Origin of the sequence: Kocuria turfanensis, assembly GCF_001580365.1 — a bacterium.
Taxonomy (GTDB): Bacteria; Actinomycetota; Actinomycetes; order Actinomycetales; family Micrococcaceae; genus Kocuria; species Kocuria turfanensis.
In genome coordinates, this window is the sequence record NZ_CP014480.1 from 1,254,430 (window position 1) to 1,270,864 (window position 16,435).

General features: G+C 71.6%; 9 protein-coding genes and 1 riboswitch. All 9 genes read right to left on the reverse strand.

Annotated features, from left to right (window positions below; translation table 11 throughout):
* Window positions 1–96 precede the first annotated feature (96 nt).
* Entirely contained in the window at window positions 97–681 is a 585-nt protein-coding gene (gene pcaG / locus AYX06_RS05810) for a protocatechuate 3,4-dioxygenase subunit alpha (protein WP_198161418.1), read from the reverse strand.
* The gene (gene pcaH / locus AYX06_RS05815) at window positions 674–1,501 is read right to left on the reverse strand and encodes a protocatechuate 3,4-dioxygenase subunit beta (protein WP_062734968.1); all 828 of its coding nucleotides are present in this window, start codon (window positions 1,499–1,501) and stop codon (window positions 674–676) included. The genes pcaG and pcaH overlap by 8 nt, the downstream gene beginning before the upstream one ends.
* A 200-nt stretch (window positions 1,502–1,701) precedes the next feature.
* Window positions 1,702–2,898 carry a 4-hydroxybenzoate 3-monooxygenase gene (locus tag AYX06_RS05820; protein WP_062734969.1) on the reverse strand — a complete coding sequence of 399 codons (1,197 nt, stop codon included), beginning with the start codon at window positions 2,896–2,898 and terminating at the stop codon, window positions 1,702–1,704.
* A 97-nt stretch (window positions 2,899–2,995) separates the two neighbouring features.
* On the reverse strand, window positions 2,996–3,772 hold the full coding sequence (locus tag AYX06_RS05825; protein ID WP_062734970.1) for an IclR family transcriptional regulator: 777 nt from the start codon (window positions 3,770–3,772) through the stop codon (window positions 2,996–2,998).
* A gap of 163 nt (window positions 3,773–3,935) precedes the next feature.
* Window positions 3,936–7,820, reverse strand: coding sequence for a DNA-directed RNA polymerase subunit beta' (locus tag AYX06_RS05830; RefSeq protein ID WP_062734971.1), 3,885 nt, complete (start codon window positions 7,818–7,820; stop codon window positions 3,936–3,938).
* A gap of 62 nt (window positions 7,821–7,882) precedes the next feature.
* A complete protein-coding gene (rpoB, locus tag AYX06_RS05835; protein WP_062734972.1) occupies window positions 7,883–11,392 on the reverse strand; it encodes a DNA-directed RNA polymerase subunit beta in 3,510 nt (1,169 codons plus the stop codon).
* Between the two features lie 246 nt (window positions 11,393–11,638).
* Entirely contained in the window at window positions 11,639–12,748 is a 1,110-nt protein-coding gene (gene gcvT, locus AYX06_RS05840; protein ID WP_062734973.1) for a glycine cleavage system aminomethyltransferase GcvT, read from the reverse strand.
* Entirely contained in the window at window positions 12,745–15,597 is a 2,853-nt protein-coding gene (gene gcvP / locus AYX06_RS05845) for an aminomethyl-transferring glycine dehydrogenase (protein WP_062734974.1), read from the reverse strand. Before gcvP ends, gcvT begins: the two co-directional genes overlap by 4 nt.
* A 165-nt stretch (window positions 15,598–15,762) precedes the next feature.
* Window positions 15,763–15,870, reverse strand: a riboswitch (glycine riboswitch).
* 120 nt (window positions 15,871–15,990) lie between these two features.
* Window positions 15,991–16,374, reverse strand: a complete 384-nt coding sequence (gene rplL / locus AYX06_RS05850; protein WP_047803902.1) for a 50S ribosomal protein L7/L12 — start codon at window positions 16,372–16,374, stop codon at window positions 15,991–15,993.
* Window positions 16,375–16,435 lie beyond the last annotated feature (61 nt).

Consider the following 16,435-nt stretch of genomic DNA (forward strand, 5'->3'; position numbering starts at 1 on the left):
CGGATCCTCCTGGGAAGTCGGCCGGCCGGTGCCGGTGCGGTGGGTGCGGCTCCCCGCGCAGGGGCCTGGTGCGGCCGGGGCCCCTGCGCGGGCGGGTCACTGCTCGTGGCGGGGATAGCTGAGGAAGACGGTCTCCCCCTCCCCCTGGAGCCGCAGGTCGAAGCGCAGGGAGCCGTCGGCCTCCCGCCGGGCGATCAGGGTGCGGCGGCGCTCCTCCGGCAGCGAGGCCAGCAGCGGGTCTCCCGCCAGGGCCTCGGCGTCCTCGGGCAGGTAGACGCGGGTGAACAGCCGGTTCGTGACGCCGCGGCCGAAGAGGGTCAGCGCGATGAACGGTGCCTTGCCCGGCTCGGTCGGGCCCGGGTCGACGGTCGTGAAGGTGTAGTGCCCGGCGTGGTCCACGGCCGCGCGGCCGAAGCCGGTGAAGGTCCAGCCGTCCCGCCGGAGCGAGCCGGGGGCGGAGGGGACCTCGCCGTCCCCGTCGGCCTGCCAGATCTCCAGCAGGGCGTCGGGCACCGGCGCCCCGTGGCCGTCGATGACGTCCCCGTGCAGGCGCACCGCCTGCGGGTGCCCGAACGGCACGAGCTGCTCGCCGCCCTCGTAGGGCAGCGCGTAGCCGAAGAACGGCCCGACGGTCTGGCCGGGGGTGGCCGGCAGCGGGGTCCTCATGGGGGTCTCAGACATGGGTGTCGCCTTCCGTCCAGGTGCGGTGGGAGCCGCTGAGCACGATGTCCCACCGGTAGCCGAGCAGCCACTCGTGCTCGGAGACCTCGTGGTCGTACTGCGCCACGAGGCGCTCGCGGGCCGTGGGGTCGACGATCGACCGGTAGATCGGGTCGAGGTCGAACAGCGGGTCGCCCGGGAAGTACATCTGGGTGATCATCCGCTGGGTGAAGTCCGTGCCGAACAGGGAGAAGTGCACGTGCGCGGGACGCCACGCGTTGCGGTGGTTCTTCCAGGGGTACGGGCCGGGCTTGACGGTGATGAACTCGTAGGAGCCGTCCTCGCCGGTGAGGCACCGGCCCACGCCCGTGAAGTTCGGGTCGACGGGCGCCGGGTGCTGGTCGCGCTTGTGGATGTAGCGCCCGGCGGCGTTGGCCTGCCAGATCTCCACCAGCTGGCGGCGCACCGGGCGGCCGTCGCCGTCGAGGACCCGCCCGCGGATCTTGATCCGCTCGCCGATGGGCTCCCCGCCGGACTGGACGGTCAGGTCCGACTCGAGCGCGTGCACGTCCCGGTCGCCGAAGGCGGGGGCGTGCAGCTCGATGGTCTCCGGGTCCGCGTGGTGCAGGTCCTTGGTGGGGTGGCGCAGCACCGAGCTGCGGTACGGCGCGTAGTCCAGGCGGGGCTGGGTCTCGACGGCCCCCGAGGCGGCGTACTCCTCGTTGATCCGGTCCATCTCCCGGCTCAGGTCCGCCTGGCTCTCGGCCGCGTCGTCGGCGCCCCGGGTCCACGAGACCGGCTCGAAGGTGCCGTCGAGCGCGTCCTGGTCTTCCTCTGCCATGGTTCAACTCCTCTGTTGCGGGTGGCTGCGCTGCTGCGGATGGCTGCGCTGTGGCGGGTGGCTGCGCTGTGGCGGGGTGGTTGCCGCACCGGCCGGCCGTCCCGGCGGAGGACTCCTCGCACTCTAGCGCACCGGTGCGTATTTCGCACAGGTGTTCGCACGGCGAACGCGCGGGGAGGTGCCGGGGCGGCACCTGCGGGTCAGTCCTCGGGCCAGCCGGTGTAGCACTCGGCGAAGTAGGCGGCGCCGCGGGCGGACGAGGTGATCGCCGTGAACTCCCCGTGCCGGCGCTTCTGGTGGAACGGGTTCTCCCCCGGCTGGGCGTGCAGCAGGTTGGTCGCCCAGTAGGAGAAGTTCTGCGCCTTCCAGACCCGCTCCAGGGCGGTGGCCGAGTAGCCCGCCAGCCCGGAGTCGTCGCCGTCCCGGAAGTGGTCGATCAGGGCCGGGGCCAGGGCGCGGACGTCGCAGAAGGCCAGGTTCAGACCCTTCGCGCCGGTCGGGGGCACCGTGTGGCCGGCGTCGCCCACGAGGAAGAGGCTGCCGTGGCGCAGCGGCTCGCAGACGTAGGAGCGGAACTTCAGCACGGTCTTGTCGAAGATGGGGCCCTGCTGCAGCCGCAGGCCGTCCGGGCCGTCGACGCGGCGCTGCAGCTCGGCCCAGATCCGCTCGTCGTCCCACTGGGCGACGTCCTCGTCCGGGTCGCACTGGAAGTACATGCGCTGGACCTCCTCGCTGCGGGAGGAGATCAGGGCGAAGCCGTGCTCGGAGTTCGCGTAGATGAGCTCGGGGGCGCTCGGCGGGGCCTCGGTGAGGATGCCGAACCACGCGAAGGGGTACTCGACGAAGTTGTCGGTGCGCGCGTGCTCCGGGATCGCGCGGCGGCAGATGCTCTGCGACCCGTCGGCGCCCACCAGGACGTCGCAGCGGACCTCGCACGGCGTGCCCTCGGCGTCGGTGAAGCGGATCCGCGGCCGGTCGGTGTCCAGGTCGAGGACCTCGGTGTCCGTGACCGACCAGCGGACGTCCCCGCCGTCGCGCTCGCGGGCCGCGGCCAGGTCCCAGAACACCTCGTTCTGCGGGTAGAGCCACACGGAGTGGCCGACGAGCTCCTGGAAGTCGATGCGGTGGCTCTCGCCCTGGAAGCGCAGGACGGTGCCGCGGTGCTCGTGGCCCTCGGTGAGCACGCGCCCGTCCACGCCCGTCTCGGAGAGCATCCGCACCGTGGCGGCCTCCAGGATGCCGGCGCGGTGGGTGGCGTGGATCGTGTCCTTGTCGCGCTTCTCCACCACGATGCTGTCGATCCCGGCCCGGTCCAGGAGGTGGGCGAGCATGAGCCCCGCCGGGCCGGCGCCGACGATGCCGACGCGGGTCGAGGAAACGGTGCGCTCGGTGCTCATGGATGCTCCTGGGACGACGGACGGGGTGTGTCCAGTGTCTCAGCGGCCTGTGGGGGTCACCACAGGCCTCCCGTTCATCGGGACGGCGGTGGGGCGCTCAGCCGGCCGTGTCCCGGCGGGTCTCCCGGAGCGTGCGCCGGATGCCGTGCGCCGCGGTGTGCAGGGCCTGGACGATGGCCCCGGCCCGCGCGGCGGGGTCGCCGGCGGGGGTGATCACCCCCAGTCCCGCCACCACCTGCTCGCCCCGGCCGCGCACGGGGACGGCGATGCCGGCCGTGTCGGTCTCCAGGTAGCCCGTCTGCAGGGCGTGCCCGGCGACCCGGATGCGGGCCAGTTCCTCCGCGAGCACCCCCGGGTCCGTGGGCGAGAGCTCGGTGAGCGCGGGGAGCGGGCCCTCGAGGTAGCTCTCCCGGAACTCCTCGGGGGCGTGGGCCAGCAGCACCAGGCCCGTGGCCGAGAGGTGCAGGGGCAGCCGTCCCGCCACCGCGGAGCGGACGGGCACCGCCCGCGGGTGGGACAGCCGTTCCACCAGCAGCACCTCCCGGCCCTCCACGATGCCGAGCTGCACGTGCTGGCGCAGCACCGCGTGGATGTCCCCCATGAACGGGCGGGCGGCCTGCGCCAGGCCCAGCTCCCGGGAGGACCGGTTGGCCAGCTCCCACAGCCGGGTGCCGACGACGTAGCGTCCGCCCTCGACGCGGTCGAGCCACCCCCGGCGGGCCATCTCCCGCACCAGGCGGTGCGCCGTGGCCGGGGGCAGCCCCGCGCGGGCGGCGATGCCGGCCCCGGTCAGCCGGGGCTCCTCCGCCGTGAAGGCCGCGAGGATGCGGTCCGCGCGCTCGAGCACGGACTCCCCGCTGGGTGAGTTGGCCATGGTCCTGCTGGTTCCTTTCCGGAGGCGGAGGGCACCCGCCGGGCGGCGCGCCCGGCGTGCGCCCGGCCGTGCAACGGCGGCAGCCCCGCCCCGGAGGTGCTCCTCCGGGGCGGGGCTGCCGTGCTGATCACCGCGTGATCACGTCCCTGTCAGGACGCCGACCTCAGTTGGACCCGAAGTCGTAGTCCTCCAGCGGGATCGCCTGGAACTCGGCCGGCGCGGAGTTCTCCTCCGCGTAGCTGAAGTCCGAGAACGCCCCCGGCTCCGTGAACAGCGAGGCCTTCGCCTCGTCGGTCGGCTCGACGTCGATGTTGTTGTACCGCGCGAGCCCGGTGCCGGCCGGGATCAGCTTGCCGATGATCACGTTCTCCTTGAGGCCCACCAGCGGGTCGGACTTGCCCTCCATGGCCGCCTGCGTGAGCACGCGGGTGGTCTCCTGGAAGGACGCGGCCGACAGCCACGAGTCGGTGGCCAGCGAGGCCTTGGTGATGCCCATCAGCTCCGGCCGGCCGGCGGCGGGCCGGGTGCTCTCGGCCACCGCCTTCCGGTTGGCCTCCAGGAAGCGGACGTTCTCGACGAGCTCGCCCGGCAGCAGGTCCGTCTCGCCGGACTCGATGATCGTCACGCGGCGCAGCATCTGCCGCACGATGACCTCCACGTGCTTGTCGTGGATGCCCACGCCCTGCGAGCGGTACACGCGCTGCACCTCGTCCACGAGGTGCTTCTGCGCCTGCCGCGGACCGCGGATGCGCAGCACCTCCTTGGGGTCGACCGCGCCGGAGACCAGCTGCTGGCCGACCTCGACGTGGTCGCCCTCGGTGACGAGCAGCTTGGCGCGGCGCAGCACCGGGTAGCCGATCGCCTCGTCCCCGTTGTCCGGGGTCACGACGACCTTCAGCGACTTCTCGGTGTCCTCCAGGCTCACCCGCCCGGCGACCTCCGAGATCGGCGCGACGCCCTTGGGCGTGCGGGCCTCGAAGAGCTCCTGGATGCGGGGCAGACCCTGGGTGATGTCACCGTCCGAGGACGCCACACCACCGGTGTGGAAGGTGCGCATCGTCAGCTGGGTGCCCGGCTCGCCGATCGACTGCGCGGCGATGATGCCCACCGCCTCGCCGATGTCCACGAGCTGGTTGGACGCCAGGGAGCGGCCGTAGCACGCCGCGCACACGCCCACCGCGGACTCGCAGGTCAGCACGGAGCGCACGCGCACCGTGTCGATCCCGCCGGTGAACAGCGCGTGGATCAGCGGGTCGGAGAGGTCCGTGCCGGCCGAGGCCAGGATCTCCCCGTTCGCGTCCACCGCGTCGACCGCGAGCACGCGGCCGTGCACGGTGTTCTCGATGTCCTCGTGCAGGGTGCGGGCACCGGTCTCCAGCACGTCGGCGATCGGCAGGTTCAGGCCGCGCTCCGTCATGCAGTCGGCCTCGCGCACGATGACGTCCTGGGAGACGTCCACCAGGCGACGGGTCAGGTAGCCCGAGTTCGCCGTGCGCAGCGCGGTGTCGGCCAGGCCCTTGCGGGCGCCGTGGGTCGCGATGAAGTACTCCAGCACCGACAGGCCCTCGCGGTAGGAGGACTTGATCGGGCGGGGCATGATCTCGCCCTTCGGGTTGGACACGAGCCCGCGGATGCCGGCGATCTGGCGGACCTGCATCCAGTTGCCTCGGGCGCCGGAGGACACCATGCGGTTGATGGTGTTCAGCGGCGAGAGGTTGGCCTGCATGGCCTCGGCGACCTCGTCGGTGGCCTTGGTCCAGATGTCGATGAGCTCCGAGCGGCGCTCGTCGTCGTCGATCAGACCGCGGTCGTACTGGCCCTGGATCTTCGCGGCCTGCGCCTCGTAGCCCTCCATGATGGCGGGCTTCTCCGGCGGGGTCGCGATGTCGGAGATCGCCACGGTCACGCCCGAGCGGGCCGCCCAGTGGAACCCGGCGTCCTTGAGCTCGTCCAGCGTGTGCGCCACCGTCACCATCGGGTACCGCTCCGCGAGGTCGTTGACCAGCGCGGACAGGTGCTTCTTGTCCGCGACGGCCTCGTCCCAGGGGTAGTCCTCCGGCAGCGTGTCGTTGAACAGCACGCGGCCCAGGGTGGTCTCCACCAGGACCGGCCGGCCCGGCTCCCAGCCCTCGGGGGCGGTCCAGCCCTCGAACGGCACGAAGTCGTCCAGCTCGATCCGGCACAGGGCGTTCAGGTGCAGCCGGCCCGCGTCGTGGGCCATGATCGCCTCGGCCACGGAGGAGAACGAGCGGCCCTCCCCCACCTCGCCCTCGCGGACGGTGGTGAGGTGGTACAGGCCGATGATCATGTCCTGCGAGGGCAGGGCGATCGGCTTGCCGTCCGAGGGCTTCAGGATGTTGTTCGAGGACAGCATCAGGATGCGGGCCTCGGCCTGGGCCTCCGGGGACAGGGGCAGGTGCACGGCCATCTGGTCGCCGTCGAAGTCGGCGTTGAACGCGCCGCACACGAGCGGGTGGAGCTGGATGGCCTTGCCCTCGACGAGCTGCGGCTCGAACGCCTGGATGCCCAGACGGTGCAGGGTGGGGGCACGGTTGAGCAGCACGGGGTGCTCGGTGATGACCTCCTCCAGCACGTCCCACACCTGGGGGCGGTAGCGCTCGACCATCCGCTTGGCCGACTTGATGTTCTGCGCGTGGTTGAGGTCCACGAGCCGCTTCATCACGAAGGGCTTGAACAGCTCGAGGGCCATCTGCTTGGGCAGACCGCACTGGTGCAGCTTCAGCTGCGGGCCGACCACGATGACCGAGCGGCCCGAGTAGTCGACGCGCTTGCCGAGCAGGTTCTGGCGGAACCGGCCCTGCTTGCCCTTGAGCATGTCGGACAGCGACTTCAGCGCCCGGTTGCCCGGCCCGGTGACCGGGCGGCCGCGGCGGCCGTTGTCGAACAGCGAGTCCACGGCCTCCTGGAGCATCCGCTTCTCGTTGTTGACGATGATCTCCGGGGCGCCGAGGTCCAGCAGCCGCTTGAGGCGGTTGTTGCGGTTGATCACGCGCCGGTAGAGGTCGTTGAGGTCCGAGGTGGCGAAGCGGCCGCCGTCGAGCTGGACCATGGGGCGCAGTTCCGGCGGGATCACCGGGACGGCGTCCAGGACCATGCCCAGCGGGGAGTTGTCCGTGGTCAGGAACGCGTTGACGACCTTCAGCCGCTTCAGGGCGCGGGTCTTGCGCTGGCCCTTGCCGGTGGCGATGGTCTCGCGCAGGGACTCGGCCTCCGCCTCGAGGTCGAAGGTCTCCAGGCGCTTCTTGATCGCCTCGGCGCCCATCGAGCCCTCGAAGTACATGCCGTAGCGGTCCACCATCATGCGGTAGAGCGCCTCGTCGCCCTCGAGGTCGTTGACCTTGAGGTTCTTGAAGCGGTCCCAGACCTGCTCGAGGCGGTCGATCTCCAGGTTGGCGCGCTTGCGCACGTTGGCCATCTGGCGGTCGGCGGAGTCGCGGAGCTTGCGCTTCTCCGCGGCCTTGCCGCCCTCCTCCTCGACGCGGCCGAGCTCGGTCTCGAGGTCACGGGCGATCGCGGCGATGTCGGCGTCGCGGGTGGACTCCATCTGGGCCTTCTCCCGGTCCACGGCGGCCTGCAGGTTGGGCAGGTCGTCGTGGCGGGCGTCCTCGTCCACCGAGGTGATCATGTACGCCGCGAAGTAGATGACCTTCTCGAGGTCCTTCGGGGCCAGGTCCAGCAGGTAGCCCAGCCGCGAGGGCACGCCCTTGAAGTACCAGATGTGGGTCACGGGAGCGGCGAGCTCGATGTGGCCCATGCGCTCACGGCGCACCTTGGCACGGGTGACCTCCACGCCGCAGCGCTCGCAGATGATGCCCTTGTAGCGCACCCGCTTGTACTTGCCGCAGTAGCACTCCCAGTCCCGGGTGGGGCCGAAGATCTTCTCGCAGAACAGGCCGTCCTTCTCCGGCTTGAGCGTGCGGTAGTTGATGGTCTCCGGCTTCTTGACCTCGCCGTACGACCAGGTCCGGATGTCCTCCGCGGTCGCAAGACCGATCCGCATGAGGCCAAGTGAAGATTCGTTGGACATGAGGGTCCTTTATCTCTTTCTCTGGAAAGTTTGACGTCTCGTCGGGGGTGGAACGGAGGGTCTCAGACCTCTTCGACCGAGCTGGGCTCGGAGTGCGAGAGATCGATGCCCAGTTCCTCGGCCGCCCGGAAGACCTCGTCATCCGAATCGCGCATCTCGATGGTGTTGCCGTCGGCCGAGAGCACCTCGACGTTCAGGCACAGCGACTGCATCTCCTTGATGAGCACCTTGAAGGACTCGGGAACACCCGGCTCGGGGATGTTCTCGCCCTTGACGATGGCCTCGTAGACCTTCACGCGCCCGTGCACGTCGTCGGACTTGACCGTCAGCAGCTCCTGCAGGGTGTAGGCGGCGCCGTACGCCTCCAGGGCCCAGACCTCCATCTCGCCGAAGCGCTGGCCGCCGAACTGCGCCTTACCGCCCAGCGGCTGCTGGGTGATCATGGAGTACGGGCCGGTCGAGCGCGCGTGGATCTTGTCGTCGACCAGGTGGTGCAGCTTCAGGATGTACTGGTAGCCCACCGACACCGGGTCGGGGAACGGCTCGCCGGAGCGGCCGTCGAACAGCCGGGCCTTGCCGGACCGGTCGATCAGGCGCACGCCGTCGCGGGTCGGGTTGGTGTGGTCGAGGAGGTCGAAGATCTCCTCCTCGCGCGCGCCGTCGAACACCGGGGTCGCCACGTTCGTGGGGCCCGACTGCTTCGGGAAGTTCGGCAGCCGGTCCAGCCACTCGGGGTCGCCCTCGATGTTCCAGCCCTGCTTGGCCAGCCAGCCGGTGTGCACCTCGAGGACCTGCCCCAGGTTCATGCGGCCGGGCACGCCGAGCGGGTTGAGGATGATGTCCACCGGGGTGCCGTCCTCCAGGAACGGCATGTCCTCCAGCGGCAGGATCTTCGAGATGACGCCCTTGTTGCCGTGCCGGCCGGCGAGCTTGTCGCCGTCGGTGATCTTGCGCTTCTGCGCCACGTACACCCGGACCACCTGGTTGACGCCCGCGGGCAGGTCGTCGTCCTCGTCGTCGCGGTCGAAGACGCGCACGCCGATGACGGTGCCGGACTCGCCGTGGGGCACCTTCAGGGACGTGTCGCGCACCTCGCGGGACTTCTCGCCGAAGATCGCCCGCAGCAGCCGCTCCTCCGGGGTGAGCTCGGTCTCGCCCTTGGGCGTGACCTTCCCGACCAGGATGTCCCCGGCCTGGACCTCGGCGCCGATGTGGATGATGCCGCGCTCGTCGAGGGCGGACAGCACCTCCTCGGACACGTTGGGGATGTCCCGGGTGATCTCCTCGGCGCCCAGCTTGGTGTCGCGGGCGTCGATCTCGTGCTCCTCGATGTGGATCGAGGTGAGCACGTCCTCGGAGACCATCCGCTGGGAGAGGATGATCGCGTCCTCGTAGTTGAGGCCCTCCCAGGACATGTAGGCCACCAGCAGGTTCTTGCCCAGGGCCAGCTCGCCCTGGTCCGTGGAGGGGCCGTCGGCGATGACCGAGCGCTCCTCGACGCGCTCGCCCTCGGAGACGATCACGCGCTGGTTGTAGGTGTTGCCCGGGTTGGAGCGCGTGAACTTGTTGATCGGGTAGACCGTGGTCGTCCCGTCGTCGTTGAGCACGCGCACCAGGTTCGCGGAGACCTCCTCGACCACGCCGGCCTTGCGGGCCAGCACCGAGTCCCCGGCGTCCAGGGCCGCGTAGCGCTCCATGCCGGTGCCCACGAGCGGGGCCTCGGACTCGAGCAGCGGCACGGCCTGGCGCTGCATGTTGGCGCCCATGAGCGCGCGGTTGGCGTCGTCGTGCTCGAGGTACGGGATGAGCGCGGTCGCCACGGACACCATCTGCCGCGGGGACACGTCCATGAACTGCACGGCGGTCGGGTCGACCAGCACGGCCTCGCCCGAGCCGTCGGCGGCGCGCGCGAGCACGGCGTCCTCGGCGAACCGGTTGTCGGTGGTCAGCGGGGCGTTGGCCTGCGCGATCGTGACGCCGCGCTCGTCGTCGGCGGTGAGGTACTCGACGTCGTCGGTCACCACGCCCTCCACGACCTTGCGGTACGGGGTCTCGATGAACCCGAACGGGTTGATCCGCCCGTAGGTCGCCAGCGAGCCGATGAGGCCGATGTTGGAGCCCTCAGGGGTCTCGATCGGGCACATGCGGCCGTAGTGCGACGGGTGGACGTCACGGACCTCCATGCCGGCGCGGTCGCGGGAGAGACCGCCGGGGCCCAGCGCGGACAGGCGCCGCTTGTGGGTCAGCCCCGCCAGCGGGTTGTTCTGGTCCATGAACTGCGACAGCTGCGAGGTGCCGAAGAACTCCTTGATCGCCGCCACGACGGGACGGATGTTGATCAGGGTCTGCGGGGTGATCGCCTCGACGTCCTGGGTGGTCATGCGCTCGCGCACGACCCGCTCCATGCGGGAGAGCCCGGTGCGGATCTGGTTCTCGATCAGCTCGCCGACCGCCCGGATGCGGCGGTTGCCGAAGTGGTCGATGTCGTCGACGTCCACGACGATCTCCCGGGCCTCGCCGTTGCGCACGCCCTGGATGGTGCCGCCGCCGGCGTGCAGGGTCACGAGGTAGCGGATCATCGCGACGATGTCGTCGACCGAGAGCACCGAGGCGTCCTCGTCCTCGAACGCCTTGTCCAGGCCCAGCTTGCGGTTGATCTTGTAGCGACCCACCTTGGCGAGGTCGTAGCGCTTGGCGTTGAAGTACATGTTGTCCAGCAGCGCCTGCGCGGCGTCGACCGTGGGGGGCTCCCCCGGGCGCAGCTTGCGGTAGATGTCCAGCAGCGCGTCGTCGCGCGAGTCGACGGTGTCCTTCTCGAGGGTGGCGCGGATCGAGTCGAACTCCCCGAACTCCTCGAGGATGCGGGACTCGCTCCAGCCCAGGGCCTTGAGCAGCACGGTCACGGACTGCTTGCGCTTGCGGTCCAGGCGCACGCCCACCTGGTCGCGCTTGTCGATCTCGAGCTCGAACCAGGCCCCGCGGGAGGGGATGATCTTCGCGGAGTAGATGTCCTTGTCCGAGGTGCGGTCCTGGCCGCGCTCGAAGTAGGCGCCCGGGGAGCGGACGAGCTGGGACACGACGACACGCTCGGTGCCGTTGATGACGAAGGTGCCCTTCTCGGTCATCAGCGGGAAGTCGCCCATGAACACGGTCTGCTGCTTGATCTCGCCCGTGTTGTTGTTCATGAACTCGGCCTTGACGTACAGGGGCGCCGAGTACGTGGCGTCCCGGTCCTTGCACTCGTCCATGGTGTACTTGGGCTCGTAGAACTCCGGCTCCGAGAAGGACAGGGACATGGTGCCCTGGAAGTCCTCGATCGGGGAGATCTCCTCGAAGATGTCGGAGAGCCCGGAGGTGCGGGCGATGCCCTGCTCACCGCTCTCGACGGCCTGCTGGACGCGGGCCTGCCAGCGCTCGTTGCCGACGAGACGGTCGAAGCTGTCCGTCTGGAGGGCCAGCAGGTTCGGCACGTCCAGCGGTTCGTGGATCTTGGCGAAGGAGATGCGGCGCGGGAGGTTCCCGTCGGCCGGTCGGTTAGCGGTTACGTTCGAATCGGTGCTCGAGGCGACCAAGATGGATTCCTTCCACAGACCTGCAGTTGAATCGCGCAGTTCCCGAGATCGGGGATACGGGTGTGCGCGGGCCAGCGCGCTGAGCCGCTGGTTCGCGCCCCGGGGGTGCCCACCGCTATATGAAGGCACGCAGAATGAGGGACAACGCAAATAACCAGCATAGGCCGGAGTCGCCGGTCTGTCCACCCGGCCGGTGGACGCGGGCGCCCACCGGCCGTAGGATGAGGAATTTTCGTGCGGTGCGTCTCAGCCGCGCCGGTAGAAGGGCAGCCCGACGACCTCCACCGGGGCGCGGCGGCCCCGCACGTCGGCCTCGAGCGGGACCCCGGCCTCCAGGGCCGCCGGTCGCACGAGGGCCATGGCCACCGGGTGGCCGAGGGTCGGTGACGGGACGCCGCTGGTGACCTCGCCGACCGTCTCCTCCCCCGCGAGCACCGCGTTGCCGGCCCGGACGGGACGGCGGGTGAGCCCCCGCAGCCCCACCAGCACCCGGTCCGGGGGCGCGGCCGCCTGCGCCTCGAGCGCGGCCCGCCCCACGAAGTCGCCCTTGCCGCGCAGCGCCGCCTCCACGAGCCGGCCCAGCCCGGCCTCGAACGGCGTGATCCCGGGGCCGAGCTCGTGGCCGTACAGCGGCATCCCCGCCTCGAGGCGCAGCGAGTCGCGGGCGGCGAGCCCGGCGGGCACCACGCCGCGGGCCTCCCCCGCCGCGAGCAGCGCGTCCCACACGGTGCGCGCGTGCTCGGGGGCCGTGTAGAGCTCGAAGCCGTCCTCGCCCGTGTACCCGGTGCGGGCCACGAGCGCGGGCACCCCGGCGACCTCGGTGGGCGTGCAGGCGTAGTACCCGAGCTCCCGCACGGCGTCCGCGTCGGCGCAGCCGGCGTCGAGCAGCGTGTCCTGGGCCGCGGGGCCCTGGACGGCCACCAGGGCGGTGGCCTCCGTGCGGTCCTCGACCGCGACGTCGTAGCCGTCCGCGCGCTCCTCCAGCGCCCGCAGCACGGTCGCCGTGTTCGCCGCGTTGGGCACCACCAGGAAGCGGTCCTCGGCCAGGCGGTAGGTGATGAGGTCGTCGAGGACCCGGCCGGCCTCGTCGACCAGGAGCGAGTACTTCGCCCGGCCGGGGGTCACGGCGCTCATCCGGGCGACGACCGCCGCGTCCAGGAACGCGGCCGCCTGCGGGCCCTCCACGGCGATCTCGCCCATGTGGGACAGGTCGAAGACCCCGGCGGCCCGGCGCACCGCGTGGTGCTCGGCGACGTCGTTGCCGTACTTCAGGGGCATCTGCCAGCCGCCGAAGTCGGTGCTCACGGCACCGGCCTCCCGGTGGGCGGCGTCCAGCGGCGTGGTGCGGGGGCTCATCGGGCGGCCTCCGCCGGCGCGGCCGAGGCGAAGGCCTCGATCGGCGGGCAGCTGCAGACCAGGTTGCGGTCCCCGGCGGCGTTCTCCACCCGGCCCACGGGCACCCAGTACTTCGCCAGCCGCAGCTCGGGCAGCGGGTAGGCGGCCTGGGAGCGCGGGTAGGCCCGCTCCCAGGAGTCGGCCGTGAGCACCTCCGCGGTGTGCGGGGCGTGGCGGAGCACGGAGTCCTCGAGCGCCACCTCGCCGTCGGCCACGGCCTGCATCTCGGCGTGGATGGAGCGCATCGCGGCCACGAAGCGGTCCAGCTCGGCGAGGTTCTCGGACTCGGTGGGCTCGACCATGAGGGTGCCGGCCACGGGGAACGCGAGCGTGGGGGCGTGGAAGCCGTAGTCGACCAGCCGCTTGCACACGTCCTCGGCCGTGACCCCGGAGGCCTTGGTGAGGGGGCGCAGGTCCAGGATGCACTCGTGGGCGACGAGCCCGCCGGGGCCGGTGTACAGCGTCGGGAAGACGTCCGCGAGCCGGGCGGAGACGTAGTTGGCGCTGAGGATCGCGGTGCGCGAGGACGCGGTGAGTCCCTCGGCGCCGGCCATGGCGATGTACATCCAGGAGATCGGCAGCACCCCGGCGGAGCCGTAGCGGGCCTGGGAGACGGGGAAGGTCTCGGCGCCCGCGCCCGCGTCCGCGGCGGCCGGGTCCTCGGGCAGGAACGGCACCAGGTGCTCGGCGACCGCCACCGGCCCCACCCCGGGTCCGCCGCCGCCGTGCGGGATGCAGAAGGTCTTGTGCAGGTTCAGGTGGGAGACGTCCCCGCCGAAGCGGCCGGGACGGGCCAGGCCCATGAGCGCGTTGAGGTTGGCGCCGTCCACGTAGACCTGCCCGCCGGCGTCGTGCACGGCCGCGCAGACGGCGGTGACCTGCTCCTCGAACACCCCGTGCGTGGAGGGGTAGGTGATCATGATCCCCGCGAGCTCGTCCCCCACGGCCGCGATCTTCGCGTCGAGGTCGTCCAGGTCCACGGAGCCGTCCTCGGCGGTGGCCACGACCACGACCTTCAGGTCGGCGAGCACCGCGGACGCGGCGTTCGTGCCGTGGGCGGAGGACGGGATGAGGATGGTGGTGCGCCGGTCGTCCCCGCGGGAGAGGTGGTAGCGGCGGATCGCCAGCAGACCGGCGAGCTCCCCCTGCGACCCGGCGTTGGGCTGGACGGACACGGCGGCGTAGCCGGTGATCTCCGCGAGCCAGGACTCCAGCTGGGCGATGAGCTCCCGGTAGCCGACGGTCTGCTCCTCGGGGGCCAGCGGGTGGATCGAGGCGAACTCGGGCCAGCTGATGGGCTCCATCTCCGCGGCCGCGTTGAGCTTCATGGTGCAGGAGCCCAGCGGGATCATGGTCCGGTCCAGGGCCAGGTCCTTGTCCGCGAGGGAGCGCAGCCAGCGCATCATCGCGGTCTCGGAGCGGTGCAGGGTGAACACCGGGTGGGCGAGGTAGGAGTCGGTGCGCAGCAGCGCGGCCGGCAGGTCCCAGCCGGCGGTCCCGTCCTCGGGGGCGGGCGCCCCGAAGGCGGCGAGCACCGCGTCCACGTCGCGCTCGTCGTGGGGCTCCCCCACCGAGACGGACACGTGGTCCGCGTCGGCCCGGCGGATGTTGACGCCGCGCTCGGCGGCGGCCGCGACGACCGCGTCGGCGCGGCCGGGCACCTGGGCCAGGACGGTGTCGAAGAACGTGTCGTGCACCACCGGCACCCCGGCGGCGGTGAGCCCCTCGGCCAGCCGCGCGGCGAGCCGGTGCACGCGCTCGGCGATGGCGCGCAGCCCGTCCGCGCCGTGGTAGGCGGCGTAGGCGCCGGCGACGATGGCCAGCAGCGCCTGGGCCGTGCAGATGTTGGAGGTGGCCTTCTCGCGGCGGATGTGCTGCTCGCGGGTCTGCAGCGCCAGGCGGTAGGCGGGCCGGCCGGAGGAGTCCACCGAGACGCCCACCAGGCGCCCGGGCAGATTGCGCTCCAGCCCCTTGCGGCAGGCCATGAAGGCGGCGTGGGGCCCGCCGAAGAACAGGGGCACCCCGAAGCGCTGGGCGGAGCCGACGGCGATGTCCGCGCCCTGCTCCCCCGGGGAGCGCAGGAGGGTGAGGGCCAGCAGGTCGGTGGCGACGGCCACGAGCGCGCCCTGCGCGTGGGCCTGCTCCGTGCGCTCCGCCAGGTCGGCGACGTCCCCGTCCACGCCGACCTGGGTCAGGACCACGCCGAAGAACTCGCCCTCGGGCAGGCCCTCGGAGAGGTCGGCGACGACCAGGTCGATGCCCACGGCCCGGCAGCGGCCGCGCAGCACGGCGAGGGTCTGCGGCAGGCTGTGGGAGTCCACGGCGACGCGGCGGCTGCCGGACCTGCGGTTGGCACGGCGCATCATGAGCACGGCCTCGGCGACGGCGGTGGCCTCGTCGAGCAGGGAGGCGTTGGCCAGGTCGAGGCCGGTGAGGTCCATGACGGCGTTCTGGAAGGTCAGCAGGGCCTCGAGCCGGCCCTGGGAGATCTCCGGCTGGTACGGGGTGTAGGAGGTGTACCAGGCGGGGTTCTCGAGGATGTTGCGGCGCAGCGCGGGCGGGGTGACGGTCTCGGCGTAGCCCTGCCCGATCATCTGGGTCATCACCCGGTTCTTCGCCGCGATCCGGCGCAGGGCGGTGAGGGCCTCGTGCTCGGACATGGGCTCCGGCAGCGGCAGGGGCTCGTCGCTGGCGATGCCGCGGGGGACCGCGCGGGCGACGAGCTCGTCGAGGTCGGCCGCGCCGACGGTCTCGAGCATGATCCCGGTCTCGGCGGCGTCCGGTCCGAGGTGGCGTGGAAGGAAGGACAAGGTCAGCTCCTCGTGGTTCGAGGCCCGGTGGGGCCCGTCCGGCCCTCCCCGCTCTGTTCGCTGACCTGAGAGTTTTCACCGGCCCCGGGCGGGGGCCGGCTTGCACCGTCGGTGGCCTCCGCCCGGGGCCGGTGGCCGTGGGCGGGTGGGCCTCTTCAGAGTGGCCTGCTCGCAGCGGTACGGGTGCCTGAGAGATTCCCGGGGAGGATTTGCTCCTTCGGCGCCGCCGGCCGTCCGGGTGCGGACGGCGGCGGACTCTCCCGCTGCGGGTGGGCGGCCGATGTGGTTGTGCCTCCAGTGTCCCACACCCCGCCGGGCACGGCACGAGGCCCCGGACGCCGTGCGTCCGGGGCCTCGCGGGATCGGGTGCGCCGTGGCGCCTCCGAGAGGGTCCTACTTGAGGGTGACGGTGGCGCCGGCGCCCTCGAGGGCCTCCTTGGCCTTGTCCGCGGCCTCCTTGTTGGCGCCCTCGAGGACGGCCTTGGGGGCCGAGTCCACGAGGTCCTTGGCCTCCTTGAGGCCGAGGGAGGTCAGCGCGCGGACCTCCTTGATGACCTGGATCTTCTTGTCGCCGGCGGCCTCGAGCACGACGTCGAACTCGGTCTGCTCCTCGGCCTCCTCGGCGGCGGCGGCCGGAGCGGCGGCACCGGCGACGGCCACGGGGGCGGCGGCGGTGACGTCGAAGGTCTCCTCGAAGGCCTTGACGAACTCGGAGAGCTCGATGAGGGAGAGCTCCTTGAACGCGTCGATCAGTTCAGCGGTGGTGAGCTTGGCCATGGTGTGGCTCCTTTTCGATGGTGTGCCCCGGCCGGGTTCGTCGGCGCGGGACGGTCTGGTT

Bases quoted from the DNA above. Each gene is read 5' to 3' on its own strand.
- pcaG (WP_198161418.1), bottom strand. From the start codon at position 681: ATGTCTGAGACCCCCATGAGGACCCCGCTGCCGGCCACCCCCGGCCAG.
- pcaH (WP_062734968.1), bottom strand. From the start codon at position 1,501: ATGGCAGAGGAAGACCAGGACGCGCTCGACGGCACCTTCGAGCCGGTC.
- AYX06_RS05820 (WP_062734969.1), bottom strand. From the start codon at position 2,898: ATGAGCACCGAGCGCACCGTTTCCTCGACCCGCGTCGGCATCGTCGGC.
- AYX06_RS05825 (WP_062734970.1), bottom strand. From the start codon at position 3,772: ATGGCCAACTCACCCAGCGGGGAGTCCGTGCTCGAGCGCGCGGACCGC.
- AYX06_RS05830 (WP_062734971.1), bottom strand. From the start codon at position 7,820: ATGTCCAACGAATCTTCACTTGGCCTCATGCGGATCGGTCTTGCGACC.
- gcvT (WP_062734973.1), bottom strand. From the start codon at position 12,748: ATGAGCCCCCGCACCACGCCGCTGGACGCCGCCCACCGGGAGGCCGGT.
- rplL (WP_047803902.1), bottom strand. From the start codon at position 16,374: ATGGCCAAGCTCACCACCGCTGAACTGATCGACGCGTTCAAGGAGCTC.